21 protein-coding genes are annotated in these 20,372 nt (G+C 65.7%); 10 read left to right on the plus strand and 11 right to left on the minus strand.

The window, feature by feature from the left end; all coding sequences use genetic code 11:
* Positions 1–45: 45 nt before the first annotated feature.
* The 3 genes from ACQR1L_RS04950 to ACQR1L_RS04960 form a co-directional block, all read right to left on the minus strand.
* The gene (locus ACQR1L_RS04950; RefSeq protein ID WP_434856813.1) at positions 46–687 is read right to left on the minus strand and encodes a helix-turn-helix domain-containing protein; all 642 of its coding nucleotides are present in this window, start codon (positions 685–687) and stop codon (positions 46–48) included.
* Positions 684–872 (minus strand): hypothetical protein, encoded by a 189-nt coding sequence (locus ACQR1L_RS04955; RefSeq protein ID WP_434856814.1) that lies wholly within the window; start codon positions 870–872, stop codon positions 684–686. The genes ACQR1L_RS04950 and ACQR1L_RS04955 overlap by 4 nt, the downstream gene beginning before the upstream one ends.
* A gap of 205 nt (positions 873–1,077) precedes the next feature.
* Positions 1,078–2,280 carry an acyl-CoA dehydrogenase family protein gene (locus ACQR1L_RS04960; RefSeq protein ID WP_434856815.1) on the minus strand — a complete coding sequence of 401 codons (1,203 nt, stop codon included), beginning with the start codon at positions 2,278–2,280 and terminating at the stop codon, positions 1,078–1,080.
* A gap of 423 nt (positions 2,281–2,703) precedes the next feature.
* Here ACQR1L_RS04960 and ACQR1L_RS04965 point away from each other — a divergent pair, with 423 nt between their 5' ends.
* Complete coding sequence (locus tag ACQR1L_RS04965; RefSeq protein ID WP_434856816.1) at positions 2,704–4,308, plus strand: ABC transporter substrate-binding protein; 1,605 nt, start codon at positions 2,704–2,706, stop codon at positions 4,306–4,308.
* A gap of 26 nt (positions 4,309–4,334) precedes the next feature.
* On the opposite strand, the gene ACQR1L_RS04970 is transcribed toward ACQR1L_RS04965, so the two are convergent.
* The 3 genes from ACQR1L_RS04970 to ACQR1L_RS04980 are packed head-to-tail and all read right to left on the minus strand — an operon-like array spanning position 4,335 to position 7,330.
* Positions 4,335–5,114: an ABC transporter ATP-binding protein gene (locus tag ACQR1L_RS04970; RefSeq protein ID WP_434856817.1), complete on the minus strand. Its 780-nt coding sequence runs from the start codon at positions 5,112–5,114 to the stop codon at positions 4,335–4,337.
* Positions 5,111–5,902, minus strand: coding sequence for an ABC transporter permease (locus ACQR1L_RS04975; RefSeq protein WP_434857241.1), 792 nt, complete (start codon positions 5,900–5,902; stop codon positions 5,111–5,113). The genes ACQR1L_RS04970 and ACQR1L_RS04975 overlap by 4 nt, the downstream gene beginning before the upstream one ends.
* 15 nt (positions 5,903–5,917) lie before the next feature.
* A complete protein-coding gene (locus ACQR1L_RS04980) occupies positions 5,918–7,330 on the minus strand; it encodes an ABC transporter substrate-binding protein (RefSeq protein WP_434856818.1) in 1,413 nt (470 codons plus the stop codon).
* 329 nt (positions 7,331–7,659) lie between these two features.
* On the opposite strand from ACQR1L_RS04980, the gene ACQR1L_RS04985 reads away from it, so the two are divergent.
* Positions 7,660–8,484 (plus strand): Crp/Fnr family transcriptional regulator, encoded by an 825-nt coding sequence (locus tag ACQR1L_RS04985; RefSeq protein ID WP_434856819.1) that lies wholly within the window; start codon positions 7,660–7,662, stop codon positions 8,482–8,484.
* Positions 8,485–8,494: 10 nt separating this feature from the next.
* Here the strand turns inward: ACQR1L_RS04985 and ACQR1L_RS04990 are convergent, their stop codons facing one another.
* Genes ACQR1L_RS04990 through ACQR1L_RS05010 form a run of 5 tightly spaced genes read right to left on the minus strand, consistent with a single transcriptional unit; the run spans position 8,495 to position 12,607 of the window.
* A complete protein-coding gene (locus ACQR1L_RS04990) occupies positions 8,495–9,445 on the minus strand; it encodes a HEAT repeat domain-containing protein (protein WP_434856820.1) in 951 nt (316 codons plus the stop codon).
* Between the two features lie 6 nt (positions 9,446–9,451).
* Positions 9,452–9,685, minus strand: coding sequence for a 4Fe-4S dicluster domain-containing protein (locus ACQR1L_RS04995; RefSeq protein ID WP_434856821.1), 234 nt, complete (start codon positions 9,683–9,685; stop codon positions 9,452–9,454).
* A 13-nt stretch (positions 9,686–9,698) separates the two neighbouring features.
* Entirely contained in the window at positions 9,699–11,435 is a 1,737-nt protein-coding gene (locus ACQR1L_RS05000; RefSeq protein WP_434856822.1) for a fumarate reductase/succinate dehydrogenase flavoprotein subunit, read from the minus strand.
* Positions 11,411–11,959: a gamma-butyrobetaine hydroxylase-like domain-containing protein gene (locus ACQR1L_RS05005; protein ID WP_434856823.1), complete on the minus strand. Its 549-nt coding sequence runs from the start codon at positions 11,957–11,959 to the stop codon at positions 11,411–11,413. Before ACQR1L_RS05005 ends, ACQR1L_RS05000 begins: the two co-directional genes overlap by 25 nt.
* A 42-nt stretch (positions 11,960–12,001) precedes the next feature.
* The gene (locus ACQR1L_RS05010) at positions 12,002–12,607 is read right to left on the minus strand and encodes a TetR/AcrR family transcriptional regulator (protein ID WP_434857242.1); all 606 of its coding nucleotides are present in this window, start codon (positions 12,605–12,607) and stop codon (positions 12,002–12,004) included.
* A gap of 78 nt (positions 12,608–12,685) precedes the next feature.
* Here ACQR1L_RS05010 and ACQR1L_RS05015 point away from each other — a divergent pair, with 78 nt between their 5' ends.
* From ACQR1L_RS05015 to ACQR1L_RS05050, 8 genes are all read left to right on the plus strand, one after another.
* The gene (locus tag ACQR1L_RS05015; protein WP_434856824.1) at positions 12,686–13,636 is read left to right on the plus strand and encodes an alpha/beta fold hydrolase; all 951 of its coding nucleotides are present in this window, start codon (positions 12,686–12,688) and stop codon (positions 13,634–13,636) included.
* Positions 13,637–13,657: 21 nt separating this feature from the next.
* Complete coding sequence (locus tag ACQR1L_RS05020) at positions 13,658–14,560, plus strand: DMT family transporter (RefSeq protein WP_434856825.1); 903 nt, start codon at positions 13,658–13,660, stop codon at positions 14,558–14,560.
* Positions 14,557–15,462: an alpha/beta fold hydrolase gene (locus ACQR1L_RS05025; protein ID WP_434856826.1), complete on the plus strand. Its 906-nt coding sequence runs from the start codon at positions 14,557–14,559 to the stop codon at positions 15,460–15,462. The genes ACQR1L_RS05020 and ACQR1L_RS05025 overlap by 4 nt, the downstream gene beginning before the upstream one ends.
* Positions 15,463–15,768: 306 nt before the next feature.
* Entirely contained in the window at positions 15,769–17,004 is a 1,236-nt protein-coding gene (soxC, locus tag ACQR1L_RS05030; RefSeq protein WP_434856827.1) for a sulfite dehydrogenase, read from the plus strand.
* 64 nt (positions 17,005–17,068) lie between these two features.
* Positions 17,069–17,548: a c-type cytochrome gene (locus tag ACQR1L_RS05035; protein WP_434857243.1), complete on the plus strand. Its 480-nt coding sequence runs from the start codon at positions 17,069–17,071 to the stop codon at positions 17,546–17,548.
* 158 nt (positions 17,549–17,706) lie between these two features.
* On the plus strand, positions 17,707–18,705 hold the full coding sequence (locus ACQR1L_RS05040; RefSeq protein ID WP_434856828.1) for an ABC transporter substrate-binding protein: 999 nt from the start codon (positions 17,707–17,709) through the stop codon (positions 18,703–18,705).
* Positions 18,706–18,708: 3 nt separating this feature from the next.
* Positions 18,709–19,491 carry an ABC transporter ATP-binding protein gene (locus ACQR1L_RS05045; RefSeq protein WP_434856829.1) on the plus strand — a complete coding sequence of 261 codons (783 nt, stop codon included), beginning with the start codon at positions 18,709–18,711 and terminating at the stop codon, positions 19,489–19,491.
* A complete protein-coding gene (locus tag ACQR1L_RS05050) occupies positions 19,488–20,336 on the plus strand; it encodes an ABC transporter permease (RefSeq protein WP_434856830.1) in 849 nt (282 codons plus the stop codon). The genes ACQR1L_RS05045 and ACQR1L_RS05050 overlap by 4 nt, the downstream gene beginning before the upstream one ends.
* The last annotated feature ends 36 nt before the right edge of the window (positions 20,337–20,372 follow it).

The following is a 20,372-nucleotide window of genomic DNA, read 5'->3' on the forward strand; positions in this document are numbered from 1 at the left end:
CGATCCCGACATGATCGCCCGCGACACAGCGTCTCCTGGGTTATCTCAGGAGACGCGCTCGGCGTAGGTCATGACGAGATAGAGTACCGCCTCAGATGTCACCAGGTTGCGGTAGACATGCGGAACGTCGGCCTCGAACAGCGCCGCGTCACCTTCGGCGAGCGTCACCGGCTTGTCGCTGCCGACGGCGATCTCGACCACCCCTTTTGCCACGAACAAATTCTCCCGCGTTCCCGGCGCATGCGCCTCCGCAGTCTCCCGGTGCAGCGGGGCGATGCGCAGTTCGTAGAACTCGACGGTGCGGCTGCCCTCGAACGGAAACAGCGCCCGCGAGGTGAACCGGCCGTCATTCGAGGTCAGACGCTTTGCGTCGGAGCCGCGCAGGATGCAGGGGCCGCGCGACACCTCGCCTTCGAGCAACTGGGCGAAGGGAACGTCGAGCGCATTGGCAATCTTCCAGAGCACGCTGATGGTCGGTACGCTCTTGCCGGTTTCGATCTGCCCGAGCATCGCCCGGCTGACGCCGGACTGCCGTGCCAACCGCTCCAACGAATGACCGCGCCGCGTTCGCAGGCGGCGCAGATTGCGTCCGAGCACGATCGGAAGGTCGGCCTGCGGATCCAGCGACGAACCCTCGGACGAGAGCGACGCACCGTTCTCCGGCGACCGCTCGACCTGCTCGCTCATCCCTGCTGCCACGCCGGCCCGGTCGACCCGACCGGCACCGGGACCCAGACGAAGGCCCAGACCCACCACGGCCACATCGGCAGCACCATTTGGCCGGCGCTGTCCGGCGCGGCGCTCGCCGCCGTGCCACGCTGCCGCCGCGCGCGATAGGCGTCCAGATCGATGATCTCAGCGGTGCTCGTCACGTCAGCGCTCATGCTCTCGGGGGATATCGTCATGAGATCGTAATCCAGGTTCCGGCGGCGGCAAGCCGCTGGAGACAAAAACAACAAAAGCACCGCCGCTCCGCCTGAGGTAGCAAGCTTTGCCGGGGTCATCCGTTTTCATGGCATCGATGTTTCGCCCCGCTGATGCCGTGCCACGCGCAGATGTGCCCAGGAATCGTGCAGGCTACTTCGCGGCATTGAGAACGCCGAGATAGCTGCGTCCGATCAGATCGTAGGCGACATCGCTGGTCGGCGGATGGAACGGCCCCGAACGGACGTCGCGATAGAGCCGCTCCAGCTCGTTGCGCTTGTACAGTGACGATGCGCCGGCGATCTTGGTGGCGAGATCGACCACGCGCCGCGCGCCATCCACCGCGTGCTGCTTGGCCGTGAAGATCTTCGCCGGCCACAGCTCGCCATGATCGACGCCGTTCGCCCAGTCGCGCGCGGTGCGATCAAGCAGGGCCCAGATGCTGTCGAGCTCGATCGCCGCCTGCGCGACATCGCGCTGCGTATAGGGATGATGCGCATAGGTCTTGCCGCCGAGCGATGCGGACACCCGCCGCTGCGCGCTGCCGATCGCGAGATCGAAGGCGCGCTTGGCAATGCCGTAATAGACAGCGGCAATTCCAGGAATCGCGGTCGAGAGAATGCCGCCGATGAAGGGATCATCCGGCGGCCCCGCCGGCAGCACCCGCGCGACGTAAGGAGCGTGGGCCACTGCGCCGTCGAGAATGGTGTCGTCGCTGCGCGTCGCGCGCACCCCGATCGTGTCCCAGGTCAGCTCCGTGCGGTGGCCACCATCCTGCCGGCGGATGAAGGCGTGCACGATCTTCGGCTGGGCCGGATCCGAATTGTCGAGGCCATGCAGGCCGAGCCAATCCCACACCGGCGACAGCGACGTGAAGATCTTGCGGCCCGTGAAGCGATAGCTGCCATCGCCGAGCGGCTCGGCTGTCACGGACGAGTTGGCGAGGCCGAGATCATTGCCGATCTCGCCATGCCCCGCCGCAAAGATCTTGCCGGCGCCCGCCTCGCGCGAGAGCCAGTCCAGCGTGTGGTCACCCTGCTCCCACAGATAGGCGGCCGCTCCCGTCCAATAGAGATGCATATTGATGGCCAGCGCCGTCGACGGCGCATGGTAGGCCAGCCGCGCCTGCTCCCTGACGATGTCCGCGACGGAATAGCCGAGCCCGCCGAACTCCTTCGGGATCGCAAGCCGCAGATAGCCGGCCGCGCGCAGGTCCGCGAGATCCTCGTGAAAGAAGCTGTTCTCGCGGTCGTATTCCGGCGCGCGCGCGGCGAACTGCTTGAGAATGTCGTCGGAGAGGATCGGCCTGCTGCTCGCATCGGATGCAGCCACGGGCGCTCGTACGATCTGGTTCATGTCGCCTCCACGGAAGCTCTCTAAGGACGCTCGGTCACGTCTCGAACGATTATCTATGATTGTGAGGCTTGAATCGTACGATCGTGCCGGCGCAAGTCAATGAAACGAAACCAGCGTTGTTCGGCGCAACGCGTGACACTCATTTGTCGGACACGCCGGCTTGCGAAAGATCTCGACGCTGAGATGTCGCGCGACGATACAGTTCGAACGTGACTTCTTGCCAAGTGCGCTTCCTCAAGACGACCCGCGCGTCCGCGTCGAGGAAGAGAGCTATCCGCCATTCGACCTGTCGCGACCAAGCATTCTCGGTTGGGGACAAACAACGAAAGATCCATCCGTTGCTTCGAGCGGACGGGCCGGTACTCTGACGATTCGCGTTCCGCGTTCGACCGCGCCAACTCACTCTCTCGAGCGAAGCCGCCCATGCCGTTCTCCGACCGTTTCATGCCGCGCGTCAGCCGCCGCGAGGTTCTGACCGCATCGGTCGCCCTCGCCGCATCCCAGCTTTTTGCAGGACGCGCCTTCGCGGAGACCAGGCGCGGCGGCATCCTGACCATCGCCACGCAAGGCGAGCCGCGGACGCTCGTCCCCCTGCTCGACACCAACACGCTGACGCGCAACATCAGCACCAAGGTCACCGAAGGCCTGCTGACATTCGATGCGCAGTTCAATCCGAAGCCGCTGCTCGCGACCGAATGGCAGGTCTCACCGGACGGACTGCAATATGCCTTCAAGCTGCGGCCGAACGTGAGATGGCACGACGGCGCCAGCTTCACCTCCGAGGACGTCAAGTTCTCGCTGCTGGCGCTGAAGAAGGCCGGTCCGCGCGGCCGCATCAGCTTCGCCAATATCGCCGAGATCGAGACGCCGGACCCGCTCACGGCCATCGTCAAGCTGGCGAAGCCGACGCCCTACTTCCTGAAGGCTCTGACCGCGGCGGAATCGCCGATCGTCCCCAAGCACGCCTATCCGTCGGATGACCTCGCCGCCAGCCCCAACAACAACACGCCGATCGGCACCGGTCCCTTCATCTTCGAGGAATGGAAGCGCGGTGCCTATGTCCGACTCAAGCGCAACCCATCCTATTGGCGCACCGAGCGGCCCTATCTCGACGGCATCGTCATCAAATTCATCGGTGATCCCGCGGCAGCATCGACGGCGTTGGAAACCGGCGAAGCCGATATCAGCACCAACGTGTCGTACTCCGATCTCGAGCGCCTGGGCGCGATCAAGACGCTGCAGATCTCCTCACAGCGCGACGGCTATCTCAACAACGCGTCCGTGCTGGAGTTCAATCTCGAGCACCCGGAGCTCGCCAAGAAACCGGTTCGCCACGCCATCGCGCATGCCATCGACCGCAACTTCATCCGCGAGTCGATCTATTACGGCCAAGCCGACCAGATCCGCTCGCCGATCCCCGAAATCTTCCCGGCCTATCACGATTCATCGCTGTTCGACTTTCCCACCGACGTCGCCAAGGCCAACCGCCTGCTCGACGAGGCCGGGGTCACCCGCGGGCGCGACGGCACGCGCTTTTCCGTGCGGCTGACCTTCATTCCCGGCCCTGCCTTCAAAACCACGGCGGACTATCTGCGTTCGGCGCTGGGCCAGGTCGGCATCCGCGTCACTGTGCTGGAAGGCGATCTCGCAACCTTCATCAAGCGCGTCTATTACGAGCATCAGTTCGATATCAACATCAACGGGCTCGGCCTGTTGTTCGACCCGACAGTCGGCGTGCAGCGGATCTATTGGTCGGACGGGATCACGAATCCCCTGCCCTATGTCAATGCCGCGCACTACAATAATCCGGCCGTCGACGATCTCTTCCGCCAGGCCAGCACCGAGGCCGACGAGGGCAAGCGCGCCCAGCAGTTCCGCGCGTTTCAGAAAATCGCGAGCGAGGACCTGCCCGCTCTGCCGCTGGTGGCGCTGCGGACAGTGATTGTCTCCAACACCCGGGTGACAGACATCTACAACAGCGTCGATCTGACCGCGGGCGACCTCTCCGACGCGTGGCTCGACCGCTGAGCCGGAGGGCGCGAGAGCCGTGATGCTCAGGCGTCGCCGTGCCGCAGCAGTCCCATGACGTGGCGCTTGAGCCGGACGAAGTCCGGCTCGGTGACGAGATCGGCATGCCGCGGCCGCGCAAAGGGCAGCCTGATATCGTCGATGACGCGGCCGGGACGCTGGCTCATGACGATGATGCGATCGGCCAGAAACAGCGCCTCGTCGATATCATGGGTCACGAACACGGTCGTGGTGGGGATGCGGGTCCAGATGTCCAGCAGCACCTGCTGCATCCGGGCGCGCGTCAACGCATCCAGCGCGCTGAACGGCTCGTCCATCAGGAGCACGCGCGGATGATTGATCAGCACGCGGGCGATCTCGACCCGCTGCTGCATCCCGCCCGACAATTGCGTGGGGTAGAAGTCCTCGAAGCCCGACAGCCCGACGAGCGCGAGCAGGTCGTCGGCGGCCTTCAGGCGCTCGCGCCGGGCGATCCGCCGCATCTTCGGGCCAAAGGCCACGTTGTGGCGGACCCTCTTCCACGGAAACAGCGTGTGCTGCTGGAACACCAGGCCGCGGTCCGGACTCGGCCCGGCCACCGGCTCCCCGTCGAGCGTGATCGTCCCTGCCGCGACGTCCAGGTGGCCCGCCAGCGCGCCGAGCACCGTGGACTTGCCGCAGCCTGAGGGACCGAGCAGGCACAGCAACTCGCCGGGCGCGACCTCGAAGGACAGATCAGCCACCGCCTGGAACGCCTTGTCGTCATCCCCCAGCGTGATCGAGACATCGCGGACCCTGACGTGGCCGCTCGCGGGCGCTCCGCTCACCGCGCCGCCTGTGGCCGGTGCCACGGCATCAGCACGCGCCCCAGCGTGGTCAGCAGCCAGCTCGAGCCCATCCCCATCACGCCGATCACCAGCATGCCGACGATGATGTCCGCGTAGTTCTGCAGGGTGTAGGCTTCCCATGTGTAGTATCCAATTCCGAACTGGCCGGAGATCATCTCCGCCGTCACGAGGCAGAACCAGGACGTGCCCATCCCGATCGCCAGCCCCGTGACGATCGCGGGCGCTGCGCCCGGCAGCACGATCTCCTGGAGGATGGCGAGCCTGTTGCCGCCGAGGCTGCGGGCCGAAGCGATCAGCCGGCGGTCGACATTGGCGACGCCATGCACGGTGTTGAGGATGATCGGGAACAGCGCGCCGATGAAGGTGATGAAGATCATCGACATCTCGGACGAGGTGAAGATCAGGATCGAGAGCGGAATCCAGGCGACCGCCGGGATCGGCCGCAGCAGCTCCAGCGGCGGCAGCAGCAGGTCGGAGGCTGCGCGCGAGCGCCCGATCGCGATGCCCAAGGCAATCCCGACCAGCGCGGCCGCGCCATAGCCGGCCAATACCCGCAGCAGGCTGCTGCCGAGATGCGCCGCGAGCTTCGGCGACCTCAACAGCACGAATGCGGCCTCGACGACCTCGGTCGGCGGCGGCACGTTGCGAAACGTAACTGCACCGAGGTTCAGACGCATCATTGAGGCCACCTGCCAGAGGACGACGCACGCCGCGATCGAGCCGGCGCGGATCGCCCAACGCACCGCAGGCCGCGGCTTGTTCGCCAACGCCACCGCGGCGCTCTACCGGCTGGCGACGAGCGACTCGCGCGCCGCCGCGAAATCCAGCACTGTGCCGCCCTTCGCCTTGGCCCACTGCTCCGCGCCGTCCTTAAGCAGGAACGCGCTCAATTCGCCCGAGGGCGCCCGCACGAACCACGCCTGGCTCGCGAACAGCTTGATGCCGGTCTCGCGATCCTGCGCATAGACGACGCGCGCGGTCTTGCCTTCTTTCTCCAGTGCCGCCAGCGCCTTTAGCGCGGCTTCCGGCGAGGCATAGTGACGGACCTGCGGCTCGTCCTTCAGCCAGATCTGGGCGACACGGCTGACGTCGGTGATGTCAGCTCCGGACGCAGCATCCTTGGCCTTGAGCGGCAGCTGCGCGTAGTTCGCCTTTTCCGCATCATAGTCGCGTCCGGCCTGGGTCAGCGCTGCGCGGATGAACTTGTCAGTGACGAACTTGTCGATGTCGAGATCGCTGTCGGCGCGCTTGAGATATTTGAGCGTCTTGATCGAGGTCGCGACGGCCTGCTGGAACTCCGGCTTCCAGGTGGCATCGCGGGTCTGCAAGCCGAGCGGCCCGTGGAACAGATAGACGACCTCGGCTTCGATCCCCGTCACCTTCGAAATCAGCTCGCTATAGCGCTCCGGCTCGGCGGCGATCAGCCGGTCAGCTTCGAGGCTGGTGCGCAGATAGGCCGTCACGACTTCCGGGTATTTGTCGGCATAGTCCGCATCGACCAGCGCGCCGTGAAAGGTGGGCGTGCTCGCCTGCGAGCCGTCGAAGATCTTGCGCGCAAAGCCGCGCCAGGGGAACAGCTCGGCAAACGGCACGAAGTCGGCGTGGGCATCGACCTTGTTCGCCTGCAGCGCGGGACCTGCGACCTCCGGCGCCTGGGTGATGATGCTGACGTCGCTGTCCGGATTCCAGCCCTTGGCCTCGATCGCGCGCAGCAGCATGCCATGGGCCGTGGAGGCAAAAGGCACCGAGATCGTCTTGCCCTTGAGATCGTCGAGCGAGCGCGCCGCCGAGCCTGCGGGCACGACGATGCCGTTGCCGCTGCCCTTGGTGCTGCCCGACAGCACCGAGATGAACAGGCTGCGGCGTCCCGCCTTCTGGAACGCCACGCCGTTCAGCGATCCCGGGAAATCGGCCATCGCGCCGAAATCGAGCTTGCCGGCCACCATCTCGTTGGTCAGGGGCGCGCCCGAGGTGAAGTTGCGCCACTGGATGTCATAGGTGGCGTCCTTGTACTTGCCGTCATGCGGCAGGTATTTGTCGAGGAGCTTCAACTCCCGGATTAGCAGGCCACCGGTTGCGCAATTAATGGTGGTGTCCTGCGTGCCGATCGCGACGCGGATCGTCTCGGCCTTCGCGCTGCCGAGGCTCACAGCCATCACGGCGGCACAGATTGCGGCATATCGGTGAATGGTCATGCGTCGGCCCTTGCCAAAATGGCGAGCGGCATCCCTCCCCGCCCGCTTCGAGACAAGCCGACTATTCAGTTTGGGTGAAACGCGCTGAAGCAATTAGTTGCCACGTGCGTCGCTGGCGCAGAGCTCGGAGAGTTCGCACTGATGGGCAGTCGCCAAATCGTTCTGACCAGACCGCCCACTGCACATGAATCATTCTTATCGGCCGGCCATTCATGCACGAACGTTCCAAGTGCATCATCAGATCCGCAAAGGCGTGGACATCGTCTGCCGGGCGTACATAGTCTGCAGCTGACAATCGTGCGCAACGAAACTTGAAGGGGCCCGAGACGGTGGACACCAACCGCGGACTGCGTCTGTCCGATCCGATTGCACGCGTGCCGGTCGCCGATGCGCGGAGCAAGCGTCCGCCGGTGGAACGGCGCCCATCCGCCAAATCGGGATCGAGCGACTCGGCCTTGTTTCTGAGCGAAGGCGTCACCGGCCTCAATGTCGGCGCTCATTTCCTCGACCGCCTGTCAAGCGACGAGAGGACACGCATCGTGGAGGCCGGTCGCACCATGATGGTGCCGCAGGGTAGCGCCGTCTTCAGCCAGGGCGACGCCCATGACGGCATCTTCATCATCAGGCGCGGCCAGGTGCGCGTCTACTACACGGCGCCGTCGGGACGCGAGGTCACGCTGGCCTATTGGACACCCGGGCACTTCATCGGCGGTCCGGAGATTTCCGGCGGCGGCGTCCACATGTGGTCGGGCATCGCCATGGAGCCGTGCGAGATCACGGCATTGCCGGGCGCGAGCCTCGAGAGGCTGCTCGCCGAGATGCCGAACTTCGCGCTCGCCTTGATCGACGGGCTGGTCGCCAAGGGCAAATGCTACTCGTCGATGGCGCAGATGCTGGGCACGCGCTCGGTGATCGAGCGGCTGGCGCAGCACCTGCTGAACCTCGCCGAGCTGCATGGCGTGCCGGATGGCGAGACCGTGCTGATCAACCGCAAGATCACGCATGACCAGATTGCCGCTATGGTCGGCTCGACCCGGCAATGGGTGACGATGATGCTGAAGCGGTTTCAGGCCAAGCGCATCATCGCGATCGAAGGGGCGGGCATTCGCATCAAGCGCGTCGATCTGCTCGAGACCATGCTCTCAAAGGACTGAGTCCAAAGGCTCAGAGGCGCCCCAGCGCCCAGGCCACCGTCTTGCGCACATCGGGATCGGGATCGAGCGCCCGCGCGGCCAGCGCCGTGCGCGCCGAGGGATCGGCGATCTCGCCGAGCGCGGCCGCAGCATCCTTGCGCAACGAGGGATTGTCGTCGCCGAGCACCGGAATGATCGCGGCGACGGCATCGCGCGCGCCGAGCCGGCCGAGACTCTGCAGCGCCTTCTGGCGGATCTGCCACAGCGGATCGGCCAGCGCCGCGACCAGCGCCGGCGCGCTCGCTTTCGCCCCAAGGCGACCGATCGTTTCCGCCGCGGCCACCCTCACCTCCCAGACGGAATCGTTCAGCGCAGCCGACACCGCAGCCGCAGCCTCGTCGCTACCGTCGGCAAAAGAGAGCGCCTTCACGGCGGCCAGTCGTACGTCCGCGTGCCCGTCGCTGACAGCGCCGATCAATGCGGGTAGCTTGTCGCGGCGCTTGAGATAGCCGATCACACCGACGGCCTGCACGCGCGCGGCCGGATCGGCGTCGCCGAGGGCCGCGATCGCCGGCGGCAAGGCGGCCTCGATCTGCAGCGCCTTCAAGCCACGGAAGATGGCGGTTCGCACGAAGGCGGAGTCGTGGCCGACGAGCGCCAGCAAGGCCTGCCCTGCCGCAGGATCGCGCAGTTCGGCCAGGCTCTCGGCCGCGGCAAGGGCGACAGCGGCGACCGGATCGGTCACGGCGCGTGCCAGCGCCTGCCCGACGTCGGGGCCATCGAATTCGCCGAGCGCCCGCGCTGCCTGCTCGCGGACCTCGGCCGCCGTGTCAGTGATGGCCGCGACCAGATGCGGTACCGCCTGCCAACTCGACGTTTCGGCGAGCGCGATCAGCGCAAGCCTTCGCACCGCGGGATCGGGGCTTGTCAAATCGCCGGCAAGATCATCGACATCGCCGAAGGCTTCGAAGGGGTCGGACATCGCCGCTCACCGCAACAGATAGGGAATGTTCACGGTCACGGCGCCGGTCGGGCAATCCGTCTCGCAGGGCATGCAGTACCAGCATTCGTCGTACTTCATACAGGCCTTGCCGGAGAGCTCGCTGATCCGGAGCACGTCGAGCGGGCAGACGTCGACGCACACAGTGCAGCCCTTGTCGGCGATACATTTGGCCTCGTCGACGACGACGGGCAGCGTGGTGGGCGTGTGGGCGATGGGCAAGCGAGCCTCCTCGTTAGGCACTTTCGCGGATGCGCTGGCGATCATAGGCCGAGCGCTCCTCGTCCTCGATCGGCACGATGTACGGCGCCACCGGCCGCTTCTCGAGCTGCATCCGCCCGTCCTGCTTGCGCAGGATGCTGTGGCAGAACCAGTCGGCATCGTTCTTCTCGGGATGGTCGACCCGATAGTGATAGAGCCCCCAGCGGCTCTCGGTCCGGAACAGCGAGGCGGCCGCCGCCATGTCGGCGCAGTCGAGGATCGAGGCGACCTCGAGCGAGCGCATCAATTCGTGCGCATCGCGAACCACCATCGCGCTGTCGAGATCCTCGCGCACCTCGGCGAGCCGCTCCTGCCCCAGCTTCATCTTGGCCGTGACCTTCGGCGGCTGCAGATAGTCGTTGACCAGCCGGCGCGCCTTGTACTCGATCTGGTTCGGAGGAATGCCGTCGTCCCGCCGGGTCGGCGCCAGCACGCGGGCCCGCTCGGCTTCGACCTGCGCGGGATCGTAGTCCGGCAAATCGAGCTCGGCGGCGAACTCGGCGGCATGCTCGCCGGCCACCGCGCCATTGGTGAACGCGCCCAGCATGTAGTTGTGCGGCACGCTCGCCATGTCGCCGGCGGCATAGAGGCCGGAGACGGTGGTCCGCGCGAACTCGTCGACGAACACGCCCGACGCGCTGTGGCCGGAGCAGAAGCCGATCTCGGAGATGTGCATCTCGACCATGCGCTGGCGATAGTCGGTGCCGCGATTGTCGTGGAAGCGGCCACGCGACGGCCGCTCGACATTGTGGAGGATCGCCTCGATCTGGCCGATCGTGTCGCTGTGCAGATGGTTCAGCTTCAGGAACACCGGTCCCTTGCCCGACTGCAGCTCGTTATAAAACTCCTGCATCATCTGCCCGGACCAGTAGTCGCATTCGATGAAGCGCCGGCCCTCGCTGTTGGTGGTGTAGGCGCCGAATGGTCCCGCGACATAGGCGCAGGCCGGGCCGTTATAGTCCTTGATCAGTGGATTGATCTGGTAGCATTCGAGGTTCGCGAGCCCAGCGCCCGCGTGATAGGCCATGGCATAGCCGTCGCCGGAATTGGTCGCGTTCTCATAGGTGCCCCAGAGATAGCCGGATTGCGGCAGGCCGAGCCGGCCGGCGGCGCCGGCGCAGAGGATGACGGCCTTCGCGCGCAGTACAAGGAACTCCGCGCTGCGCGTGTTCACGGCGATCACGCCGGCGATCTGGCCGTCCCGCCCCGTCAGCAGGCGCGTCGCCATGTAGCGGTTGGAAATCAGGATCTGCTCGCGGCGGAGCTGGCGGTAGAGCGCGCGCTTGACCGTATCGCCGTTCGGCATCGGCAGCACATAGGTGCCGAGGTGATGCACCTTCTTGACGTCGTAGTCGCCATTCTCCGTCTTCTGGAAGCGGATGCCGAAACTGTCGAGCTCCTGGATGATATCGAAGCAGCGCGAGGCATATTTGAACACGGGCGCCTGATCGCAGATGCCGTCATTGGCGATCGTGATCTCCTTGGTGTACTGCTCGGGCGTCGCGTAGCCGGGCACCACCGCGTTGTTGAGCCCGTCCATGCCCATCGCGATCGCGCCGGAGCGCTTGACGTTGGCCTTCTCGAGCAGCACGACGCGCGCCTGCGGGTTGCGCCGCTTGGCCTTGTAGGCGGCCATCGGCCCGGCGGTGCCGCCGCCGATCACCAGGATGTCGCAGGAGACTTCTGTCAGGCCGTCGGTGATGTCGTCCATGAATGCCTCTGGTCGGACCGATCGGCCGACGATTGTTCCGCGAGCTCGCGCAGATAAGTCCAGGGATAGATGCCGCGGTCGTGCCCGTCCGAGAAGAACAGCCGGACGGCGTAGTTGCCGATCGGCTGCAGCCCAGTCAGATGCAGATCGTCGGGGAGGACGAGCGCGACGCCGTCGATCTGCCGGCGCAGCTCGGACGCCGCGCGGCTCGCCTGCCGCAGCGTCGCCACATCCAGGCGCAGTTGTGCATCGGCCCAATCCACAGCCAGCATGCGGGCGTTGTCGACGATTTCGATCCGTTCGGGTTCCACGCTCGGTTGTCCCTGCTCCTTCGAGCTTGACGGCGTAACCGAGCGCCGCGCAGGGAGCCCGCAATAAATTGCTTTCGGGCAAGATGGCGGCGGCGACCAATTCAGGACAGCGCCGAGCGGCCGGGGACGCTGGAAACGGCGCATGTTAAGCGCGGCAAAGCCATGGTGGACGGTCGACAGCGCCCGTAAGATCGCAACAAGATCGTCAATCACTCCGCATCCAAGCGAACGCCGGTTCGCTTGGCGCAGCTTCGCTCACGTCTGGGGGAAGCGCGCTGCGACGCCCGCAACGACCTCATCGACGATGACACCGAGCTCCGACAGCGCAACGCCGTCACGGGCCTGAATTGAAATTCCTTGCATGACGGCAGCCAGATGTCGGGCCAATCGCTGGATCTGATCGTGCTCCGCAAAGCATGACAGGGCCTGCGCGATCCTCACGCGCAGCGCCTCGCGCCGGGCGGCGGCATCCTGGGCCAAGGCGGCGTGATCAGGATGACAGGCCACGAGGCCGCTCGAGATCATGCATCCGCGTTCCCGCGGGCGCTGCGTGACATTCCCTACCGCAGCTTCAAGCAACCGCCGCACCGCTGCGGGCAGCGACTCTGCCGATGCGATGGCTGTCTCATCGAGGCAGCCCATCGTCTCCTCATACCGAGCCATCGCCAGCTGGTAGAGGTCAGCCTTGCTGCCGAACGCAGCATAGAGACTTGGCGGCGCAACCCCGATTGCCTTGGTGAGATCGCCCACCGAGACGCCTTCATAGCCATGCTGCCAGAACAGCAGCATTGCCGTTTCGATCGCGCCGTCGCGGTCGAAGCTCCAAGGCCGTCCGCCGCGCGACTTCCCATTCTGTTGCATAGCGATCACTAAACTACAGCTTGACACTCGCCGTCAACTGGGTTGAATAGCGTTCGCTAAACAACATGGAGCGTTCTCATGGGCCAGACCCGCCGCCACTTCTTGTCCGCTGCCGCTGCTCTGGGGGCGATCGCCGTGCGACCGCACAACGCCCTGGCTCAAAAACAGGGATCGGCCAGCCAAGAGGTACTCCCCAGCATCAACCGTGAATTGTTCTCCGTCCGCTCGGGGGACGGTACGGTGCTTGCTGTCGAGGCGAAGGGCGACCCCGCCGCGCCCGAGATCCTGTTCATCCATGGTCTGCGCCAGAGCCGGCTGAGCTGGGACAAGCAGTTCCTCGATCCCGCGCTGGCCGGCTTCCGTATGGTTCGGTTCGATCTGCGCGGGCATGGCGACTCCGACAAGCCGAGTGCTCTCGACGCCTACTCCGACGCCGATCGATGGGCTGACGATGTCGCGGCCGTGATCGCTGTAGCCAAACTGCGCCGCCCCGTCCTCGTCGGCTGGTCGCTCGGCGGCTACGTGGCTGGTGCGTATCTCCGCAAGCACGGCGGCGCCGGGATCGCCGGCATCAACCTGGTCGATGCCGTCACCAAATTGTCGCCCGACCTGCTCACGCCGCTCGCGGGTGAGTTCTCCCGGAGCACGACCTCGCACGATCTGGCGGAGCGGGTCGCCGCAACGGCGGATTTCCTCGGCGCCTGCTTCCACCAGCCACCGACCGGCGTGGCGTTGCAGGAGATGCTTGTCGTCAACGGCATGACGCCGTCCGCGACATATGAAGGCTTCCTCAAGACCTCCACGACCGATCTGGAGCCGGCCTTCGCGAACTACAGCGGTCCCATCCTGTTGACGCACGGCGTCCACGACCGCCTCGTTCGCCAAGCCATGTCAGAGCGCATCCGCTCGCTCAAGCCGGACAGTCGATTGTCCTTGTTCGCGCAGAGCGGACACAGTCCGTTCTATGAGGAGCCGGCCCGTTTTGGGCGAGAACTTGCCGCCTTCGTCACCGCGGCGAACAGAGCGTGATGGAGCTCCGGAGCTAACGTCATGTCTCCACTGGAAACGGTCTGTGCCGTGCTCGTGCCTTTCCTGTGGGGAATGCAGTACGCCATCATCAAGGAAGGGCTGGCCGTCTTCCCGCCGCTGTTTTTTGTCGGTCTTCGCTTCGCGATGGTCGCTGCCATCCTGCTGCCGCTCGTCGGGCGGCCGACCCGGCGCGAGCTTGGCCTGTTCCTGCTGATCTCGATCTTCATCGGCGGGTTGAATTTTGGCCTTGTCTTCGCTGGGCTCACGAGAGCGCCAGCCAGCGTGACGGGCATCGCCAACCAGCTTTGGACGCCGTTGACACTGCTTCTCGCGTGGCCGTTGCTTGGTGAGCGGCCGTCACGTCTGGCTCTGCTGGGTGTCACCATGGCCTTGGGCGGGGTCGCCATCGCAATCGGCGATCCCGCCGGCGCTGTGCCGCTGGTGCCGACCCTCTACGTCGTCGGATCAGCGGCCGCCCTGGCCTTGGGGACGGTGCTCAGCAAGCGCTACGGGCCATTCGAGCCGATGAAGCAGATGGCATGGATATCGTTGTTCACGGTACCGCAGGTCCTGGCCGTATCCGCGCTTGTCGAGACGGGGCAAGCGTCCGCGCTTTCGGCGGCGAACACCGCCGCCTGGCTCGCACTTTGCTACACCATATCTCTGGGCGGTATCGTCGGCTTCGGGCTGTGGTTCTGGCTGGTGTCGCGATGTTCGATCGCGCGCGTTGCACCCTACACGTTGCTGCAGTCGCCTTTCGCGATCGCGGCCGGCGTGCTGTTCAAGCACGAAGCACTCACTCCCGCCGTCGTCGCCGGCGCGCTCATCTGCATCGCGGGCGTGGCCATCACGCAGCGGCAAGGCTCAGGACAACCCAGCGGCAATCCACGCGGATCACTCACGCCTGCAAGGAGACGACCATGAGCGTCTGTCCAACCGACGGTCTGTTCGAGGGATTTTCTCGACTGGACGACACCACGGCTGGCGTCCGCTTCGCGGGCGTCATGGGCGGCGACGGCCCACCGGTGCTGCTGCTGCACGGCTACCCCGAGACGCATGCAACATGGCATGCCGTGGCTCCGGCGCTGGCACGGCGCTTCTCGATCGTCGCCCCGGACCTTCCCGGCTATGGGCGAAGCCTGGTCCGCAATGATGGGTCCTGGGCCAAGCGCGACGTCGCGGCAGAGCTCGTTTCGCTGATGCAATCCCTTGGACATCGGCGCTTCGCTGTCGTCGGGCATGATCGCGGCGCACGTGTCGGATACCGCCTGGCGCTCGACTTCCCTGAGCAGGTCACGGCCTATTGCTCGATCGCGGTGGTTCCAACGCTTGACGTGTGGCCTGCCGTCGACCGCGAATTCGCGAAATGGGCGTTTCACTGGTTTCTGTTCGCGCAGCCCGGCGACCTGCCCGAGCGTCTTCTGGCGGCAGACCCTGATGCCTTTCTGCATGACACGCTGGACCACTTGTCGCGCGGCATCGCCTCGCTGCATCCGCTCGCAATCGCCGACTATCGCGAGGCGTTCGCCAAGCCCTCGGTTCGCAAGGCCATCATCAAGGATTATCGCGCAGCCTACGACATCGATGTCCAGCATGATGCTGCTGACAGGGGAGCAGGACGGAAGATGGCCTGCCCGGTGATGGTGCTCTGGCCCCGGCACCAACGCCTCGTCGCGGAGCAAGGTCAGGACGCGGCGCTGACCCCTTTGACCGTGTGGCGGCGGTGGGCCGATGATGTTCGGGAGGTCGATATTGACGGCGACCATCTGCTTCCTGAGCAAGCGCCCGACGCTGTTGTGGATGCGCTGATCCCGTTCCTGGCGTAACACGGTCCGGAACAGTCGCAATCGCACGGCGAGGTCCGCCGCTCGGCTGTCCATATCGGCAAACGCTCTGCGATCGATTCAGGACGAATTTGTTCGGCCGTGATGCTCGCCCGCATGCAAGCCGGCATGGGCGAAGAGAAACGTCCTTGCATCATCGTGCAGGGAGACGAAACGGTCATTGATGCTTTCGAGAGCAAGCGAGCGATTTGTTCTTATTTCGGCCGGCGGGTTGACCGTCACGAGACCGGATGGCAGCGATCCGGCGCTGCGCGGGCGGTTCCCACGCACATTGTGAGGAGATACTCGATGGCCCTCAGTCCGGACCGGAGATCGTTGTTGGGCGGCATCGCCGCCGCGGCCGGCGGATGGATCGGCACGACGGCGGCGAGCGCGGCCGACGGTCCGCTGCAGGTGCCGGTGTGGACGCGGCAGCAGGGATCTCCGGTCGCGAGCCCTGCCTATGGCGTGCCTTCGCGGTTCGAGGAGGGCATCAAGCGCCGGCCGCGCACGCCGCCGCCGATTCCGACGGCCGCCTCCAGTGGCACACCGCTGCAGCATCTCCACGGCATCATCACGCCGGCCGGCCTGCACTACGAGCGCCATCATGCGGGCGTGCCCGACATCGATCCGGATCAGCACCGCCTCGTCGTGCATGGTCTGGTCGACCGCCCGCTCGCCTTCACGATGGATGATCTGCTGCGCTTTCCCTCGGTGTCTCGCATCCATTTCATGGAATGCTCGGGCAACACCTCCACGTGGGGCGGCGGCAATCCGAAATGGACCGTGCAGGACACCCACGGCCTGATCAGTTGCAGCGAATGGACCGGCGTGCCGCTCGCCGCCGTGCTGCAGGAAGTGGGCGTCAGGCCGGAGGGGCGCTGGGTGCTGGCGGAAGGCGCCGATGCGGCGGCGATGACGCGCAGCGTGCCGATCGAGATCGCGCTCGACGACGCCATTCTCGCCTATGCGCAGAATGGCGAGCGGCTGCGGCCCGAGCAGGGCTATCCGCTGCGGCTGTTCCTGCCCGGCCTCGAAGGCAATCTCAGCGTCAAATGGCTGCGGCGGCTGAAGGTCGGCGACAAGCCGTTCCAGTCGCGCGAGGAGACGTCGAAATACACCGACCTGATGCCCGACGGCACGGCGCGGCAGTTCACCTTCACGATGGAGGCGAAGTCGGTGATCACGCAGCCGTCCTCCGGGCATCAATTGCGCGAGCGCGGCTTCTACGAGATCCGCGGGCTGGCGTGGTCGGGACGCGGCTCCATCAGCAAAGTCGACATCTCCACCGATGGTGGAACAACGTGGCGCGAGGCCGAGCTGCAGCAGCCCGTGCTGTCGAAATGCCTGACGCGCTTCCGCCTGCCCTGGCAATGGGATGGCGGACCCGCGCTGCTGCAGAGCCGCGCCACCGATTCCACCGGCTATCTGCAGCCCACCAAGGAGCAGCTGATCCGCGCCCGCGGGCTCAACTCCAACTATCACTTCAATGCGGTCTATGGCTGGCAGCTGAATGCCGAGGGAGCGGTGACCCATGTTGTTTAGGTTCACCTCGTTTAGGTCCATCGCAGCGTCAGTGGCGCTGATCGCCGTCTCCTCGGTCACGGTCATGGCCGCGGAGCGCACTCATCTCGGCCGTCCCGTGACGCCAGACGACATCGCCGCCTGGAACATCGACGTCTCCGGCGACGGCGCGGGCCTGCCCGCCGGACGCGGCGGCGTCACGCAGGGACGCGCGCTGTTCGCCGAGGTCTGCGCGGCCTGCCATGGCGACAAGGGCCAGGGCGGCGCCGCTGATGTCCTCGTCGGCGGCCGCGGCACGCTGGCCAGCGCCAAGCCGATCAAGACCATCGGCAGCTTCTGGCCCTACGCGCCGACCGTGTTCGACTACGTCAACCGCGCGATGCCGTTCAATGCCCCGCAGTCGCTGACGCCGGACCAGGTCTACGCCGTCACGGCGTATCTGCTGTTCCTCAATGGCATCGTTTCGGAGGACACAACGCTGGATGCGACGTCCCTGGCGAAGGTCGAGATGCCCAACCGGAATGGCTTCACCGCAGATCCGCGTCCTGACGTGCCAGCAAAATGACGCGGACCGATTGAAAAGCGGGCTGACGAGAATAACCTTTCTTCCCGAAGCTCAGCCTGAGAAGTTTCGGCTCTGATCGCGGCCGTTTACGCAATTGCCATCAATGCACCATTCCCGGCAAATCGAGGCGTCATTCGCTTCGAGCCAGGATATTGCACATGATGATGAGATTGCTCGCGGCCGCGGCCGTTCTGTTCGGCGCGGCCATAACCGTGCCGGTGCATGCCGAAGGCCGGCTCAGGATCGTCGAGCAGTTCGGAACGGTGTACCTGCCGCTGCACGTCCTGCGCGATCAGAAGCTGATCGAAAAGCACGCGGAGAAGGCGGGCATCGACGTCAAGGTCGAATGGGCCAAGCTGAGCGGCGGCGCCGCGATCAATGACGCGCTGATCTCCGGCGCGATCGACATCGGCGCGGCCGGCGCAGGCCCGGTCCTGGTGCTGTGGGACCGCACGCGCGGATCGGCCGACGTCAAGATCATCGCCGCGCTCGGCGAGCAGCCGAACTACCTCATCACCAACAATCCGAAGGTGAAGACGCTCAAGGACTTCACCAAGGCCGACAAGATCGCGGTGCCGGCGGTCGTCGTCTCCCAGCAGTCGCGCCTGCTGCAGATCGCCGCCGAGAAGGAGTTCGGCGAGGGCAAGTTCAACGCGCTCGACGACATCACCGTCAACCTGCCGCACCCCGATGCGACCGCCGCGCTGCTGTCGGGATCGGCCACCATCACGGCACATTTTTCGAATCCGCCCTATCAGGAGCAGGCCCTGCAGGATCCCAAGATCCACAAGGTGCTGAGCTCCTACGACATCATGGGCGGCCGCATCACGCCGACCCTGCTCTACGCGACCTCGAAGTTCCGCAACGAGAATCCGAAGACCTTCAAGGTCTTCGTCGATGCGCTGAACGAGGCGTCGCAGTGGATCGAGAGCCACAAGACGGAAGCGGCCGAGACCTATATCCGCGTCGAGCAGTCGAAGCTCGACCCGGCCTTCGTCAAGTCGGTCATCGACAGCCCCGACGTCAGCTTCACGACCGTGCCGAAGGGCACTTACAAATACGCCGCCTTCCTGGCCAAGATCGGTGCGATCAAGACCAAGCCAGCGAGCTGGAAGGACTACACCTTCGAGGAGCTGCACGACAAGCAGGGCGATTGAGCCATGTCCTCCCCTGCTCCCGTGATCGAGGCGCGCCGCCTGAGCATCGACTACGCCACCGAGCATGGCCCGGTGCGCGCCGTCGACAATGTCAGCTTCAAGGTCGAGCGCAGCGAACGGCTGGTGCTGCTCGGCCCGTCCGGCTGCGGCAAGTCGACCATCCTGAAGGCGATCGCGGGCTTCATCCGTCCGACCAGCGGCGACATCCTGGTCGAGGGTCGCGCGGTGACCAAGCCTGGACCTGACCGGCTCGTGGTGTTCCAGGAGTTCGACCAGCTCCTGCCCTGGAAGACGGTGCGCGACAACGTCGCCTTCCCGCTGAAGGTCGCGCGCGGCAAGTCCGGCGCCGAGGCGCGGGCGCTCGCCGAGGCGGCGCTCGCCAAGGTCGGCCTCGCCCGCGTCGTAAAGGACTATCCGCATACGTTGTCCGGCGGCATGAAGCAGCGCGCCGCGATCGCGCGCGCGCTCGCGGCCTCGCCCGAGGTGCTGCTGATGGACGAGCCGTTCGCCGCGCTCGATGCGCTCACGCGCGGCACCTTGCAGCACGATCTGCTCAAGCTCGCCGACGAGCTGAAGTTCACGCTGGTGTTCGTCACCCATTCGATCGACGAGGCGATCCTGATCGGCACCCGCCTGCACCTGCTCAGCGCCCATCCCGGACGCACCATCACCACCTTCGACACGTCCGGCATCGGTGCCGCCGAGCTCGGCTCGCCGGAATTCCGTGCACTGGCCGACGAGATCCGTGACACGCTGTTTGGACGTACTTCGGGAGCTGCGGCATGACCGATCACACCGCCGAAGCGCCCGTCGCCGCTCCTGCCACCCGCGCACCGCGACGTGCCGGTTGGGCCGCACTCCGGCGCTCGGTCGTCGCCCGCCGCGTCGTCGTTCTGGCGACACTGGCGCTGCTCTGGCAGCTGGCCGCGACGTTCACCGCGAGCCCGCTGCTGCTGCCGAGCTTCACCCAGACCATCGCCGCGCTGTGGGACGGCCTGCTGCACGAGAATCTCGCCGCCGCCACTGCCGCGTCACTCGGCGTCCTCATCAAGGGCTATCTGCTCGCACTCTTCCTCGGTCTCGTCTTCGTCTCGCTCGCCACCGCGAATGCGCTCTGTCGCGAGGCGCTGATCACGTTGACGGCGATGTTCAATCCCTTGCCTGCGATCGCGCTGCTGCCGCTGGCGATGCTGTGGTTCGGTCTCGGCGAGACCAGCCTGATCTTCGTGCTGGTGCATTCGGTGCTGTGGCCGTTCGCGCTCGCGACCTTCACCGGCTTCCAGTCGGTGCCCGAGACCCATCGCCTGGTCGGACGCAATTACGGCCTGACCGGCGCCCGCTATGTCGGCTACATCCTGATCCCCTCGGCCCTGCCCTCGATCCTGTCGGGCCTGAAAATCGGCTGGGCGTTTGCCTGGCGTACGCTGATCGCGGCCGAATTGGTGTTCGGCGTCAGCGCGAGCCAAGGCGGTCTCGGCTGGTTCATCTTCCGCAACCGCAACGAGCTGTTCACCGACAAGGTATTCGCCGGCCTGATCATGGTGATCCTGATCGGCCTCGTCGTCGAGTTCGGCCTGTTCCGCGCGATCGAGGCCGCGACTGTACGACGCTGGGGCATGCAGCGGGGCTGACGAGACGCCGTTGGCCCCCTTCTTGGGCCCGCGAAG

The sequence above is a fragment of the Bradyrhizobium sp. HKCCYLR20261 genome, from assembly GCF_051168435.1.
In the GTDB taxonomy this organism is placed as follows: domain Bacteria; phylum Pseudomonadota; class Alphaproteobacteria; order Rhizobiales; family Xanthobacteraceae; genus Bradyrhizobium.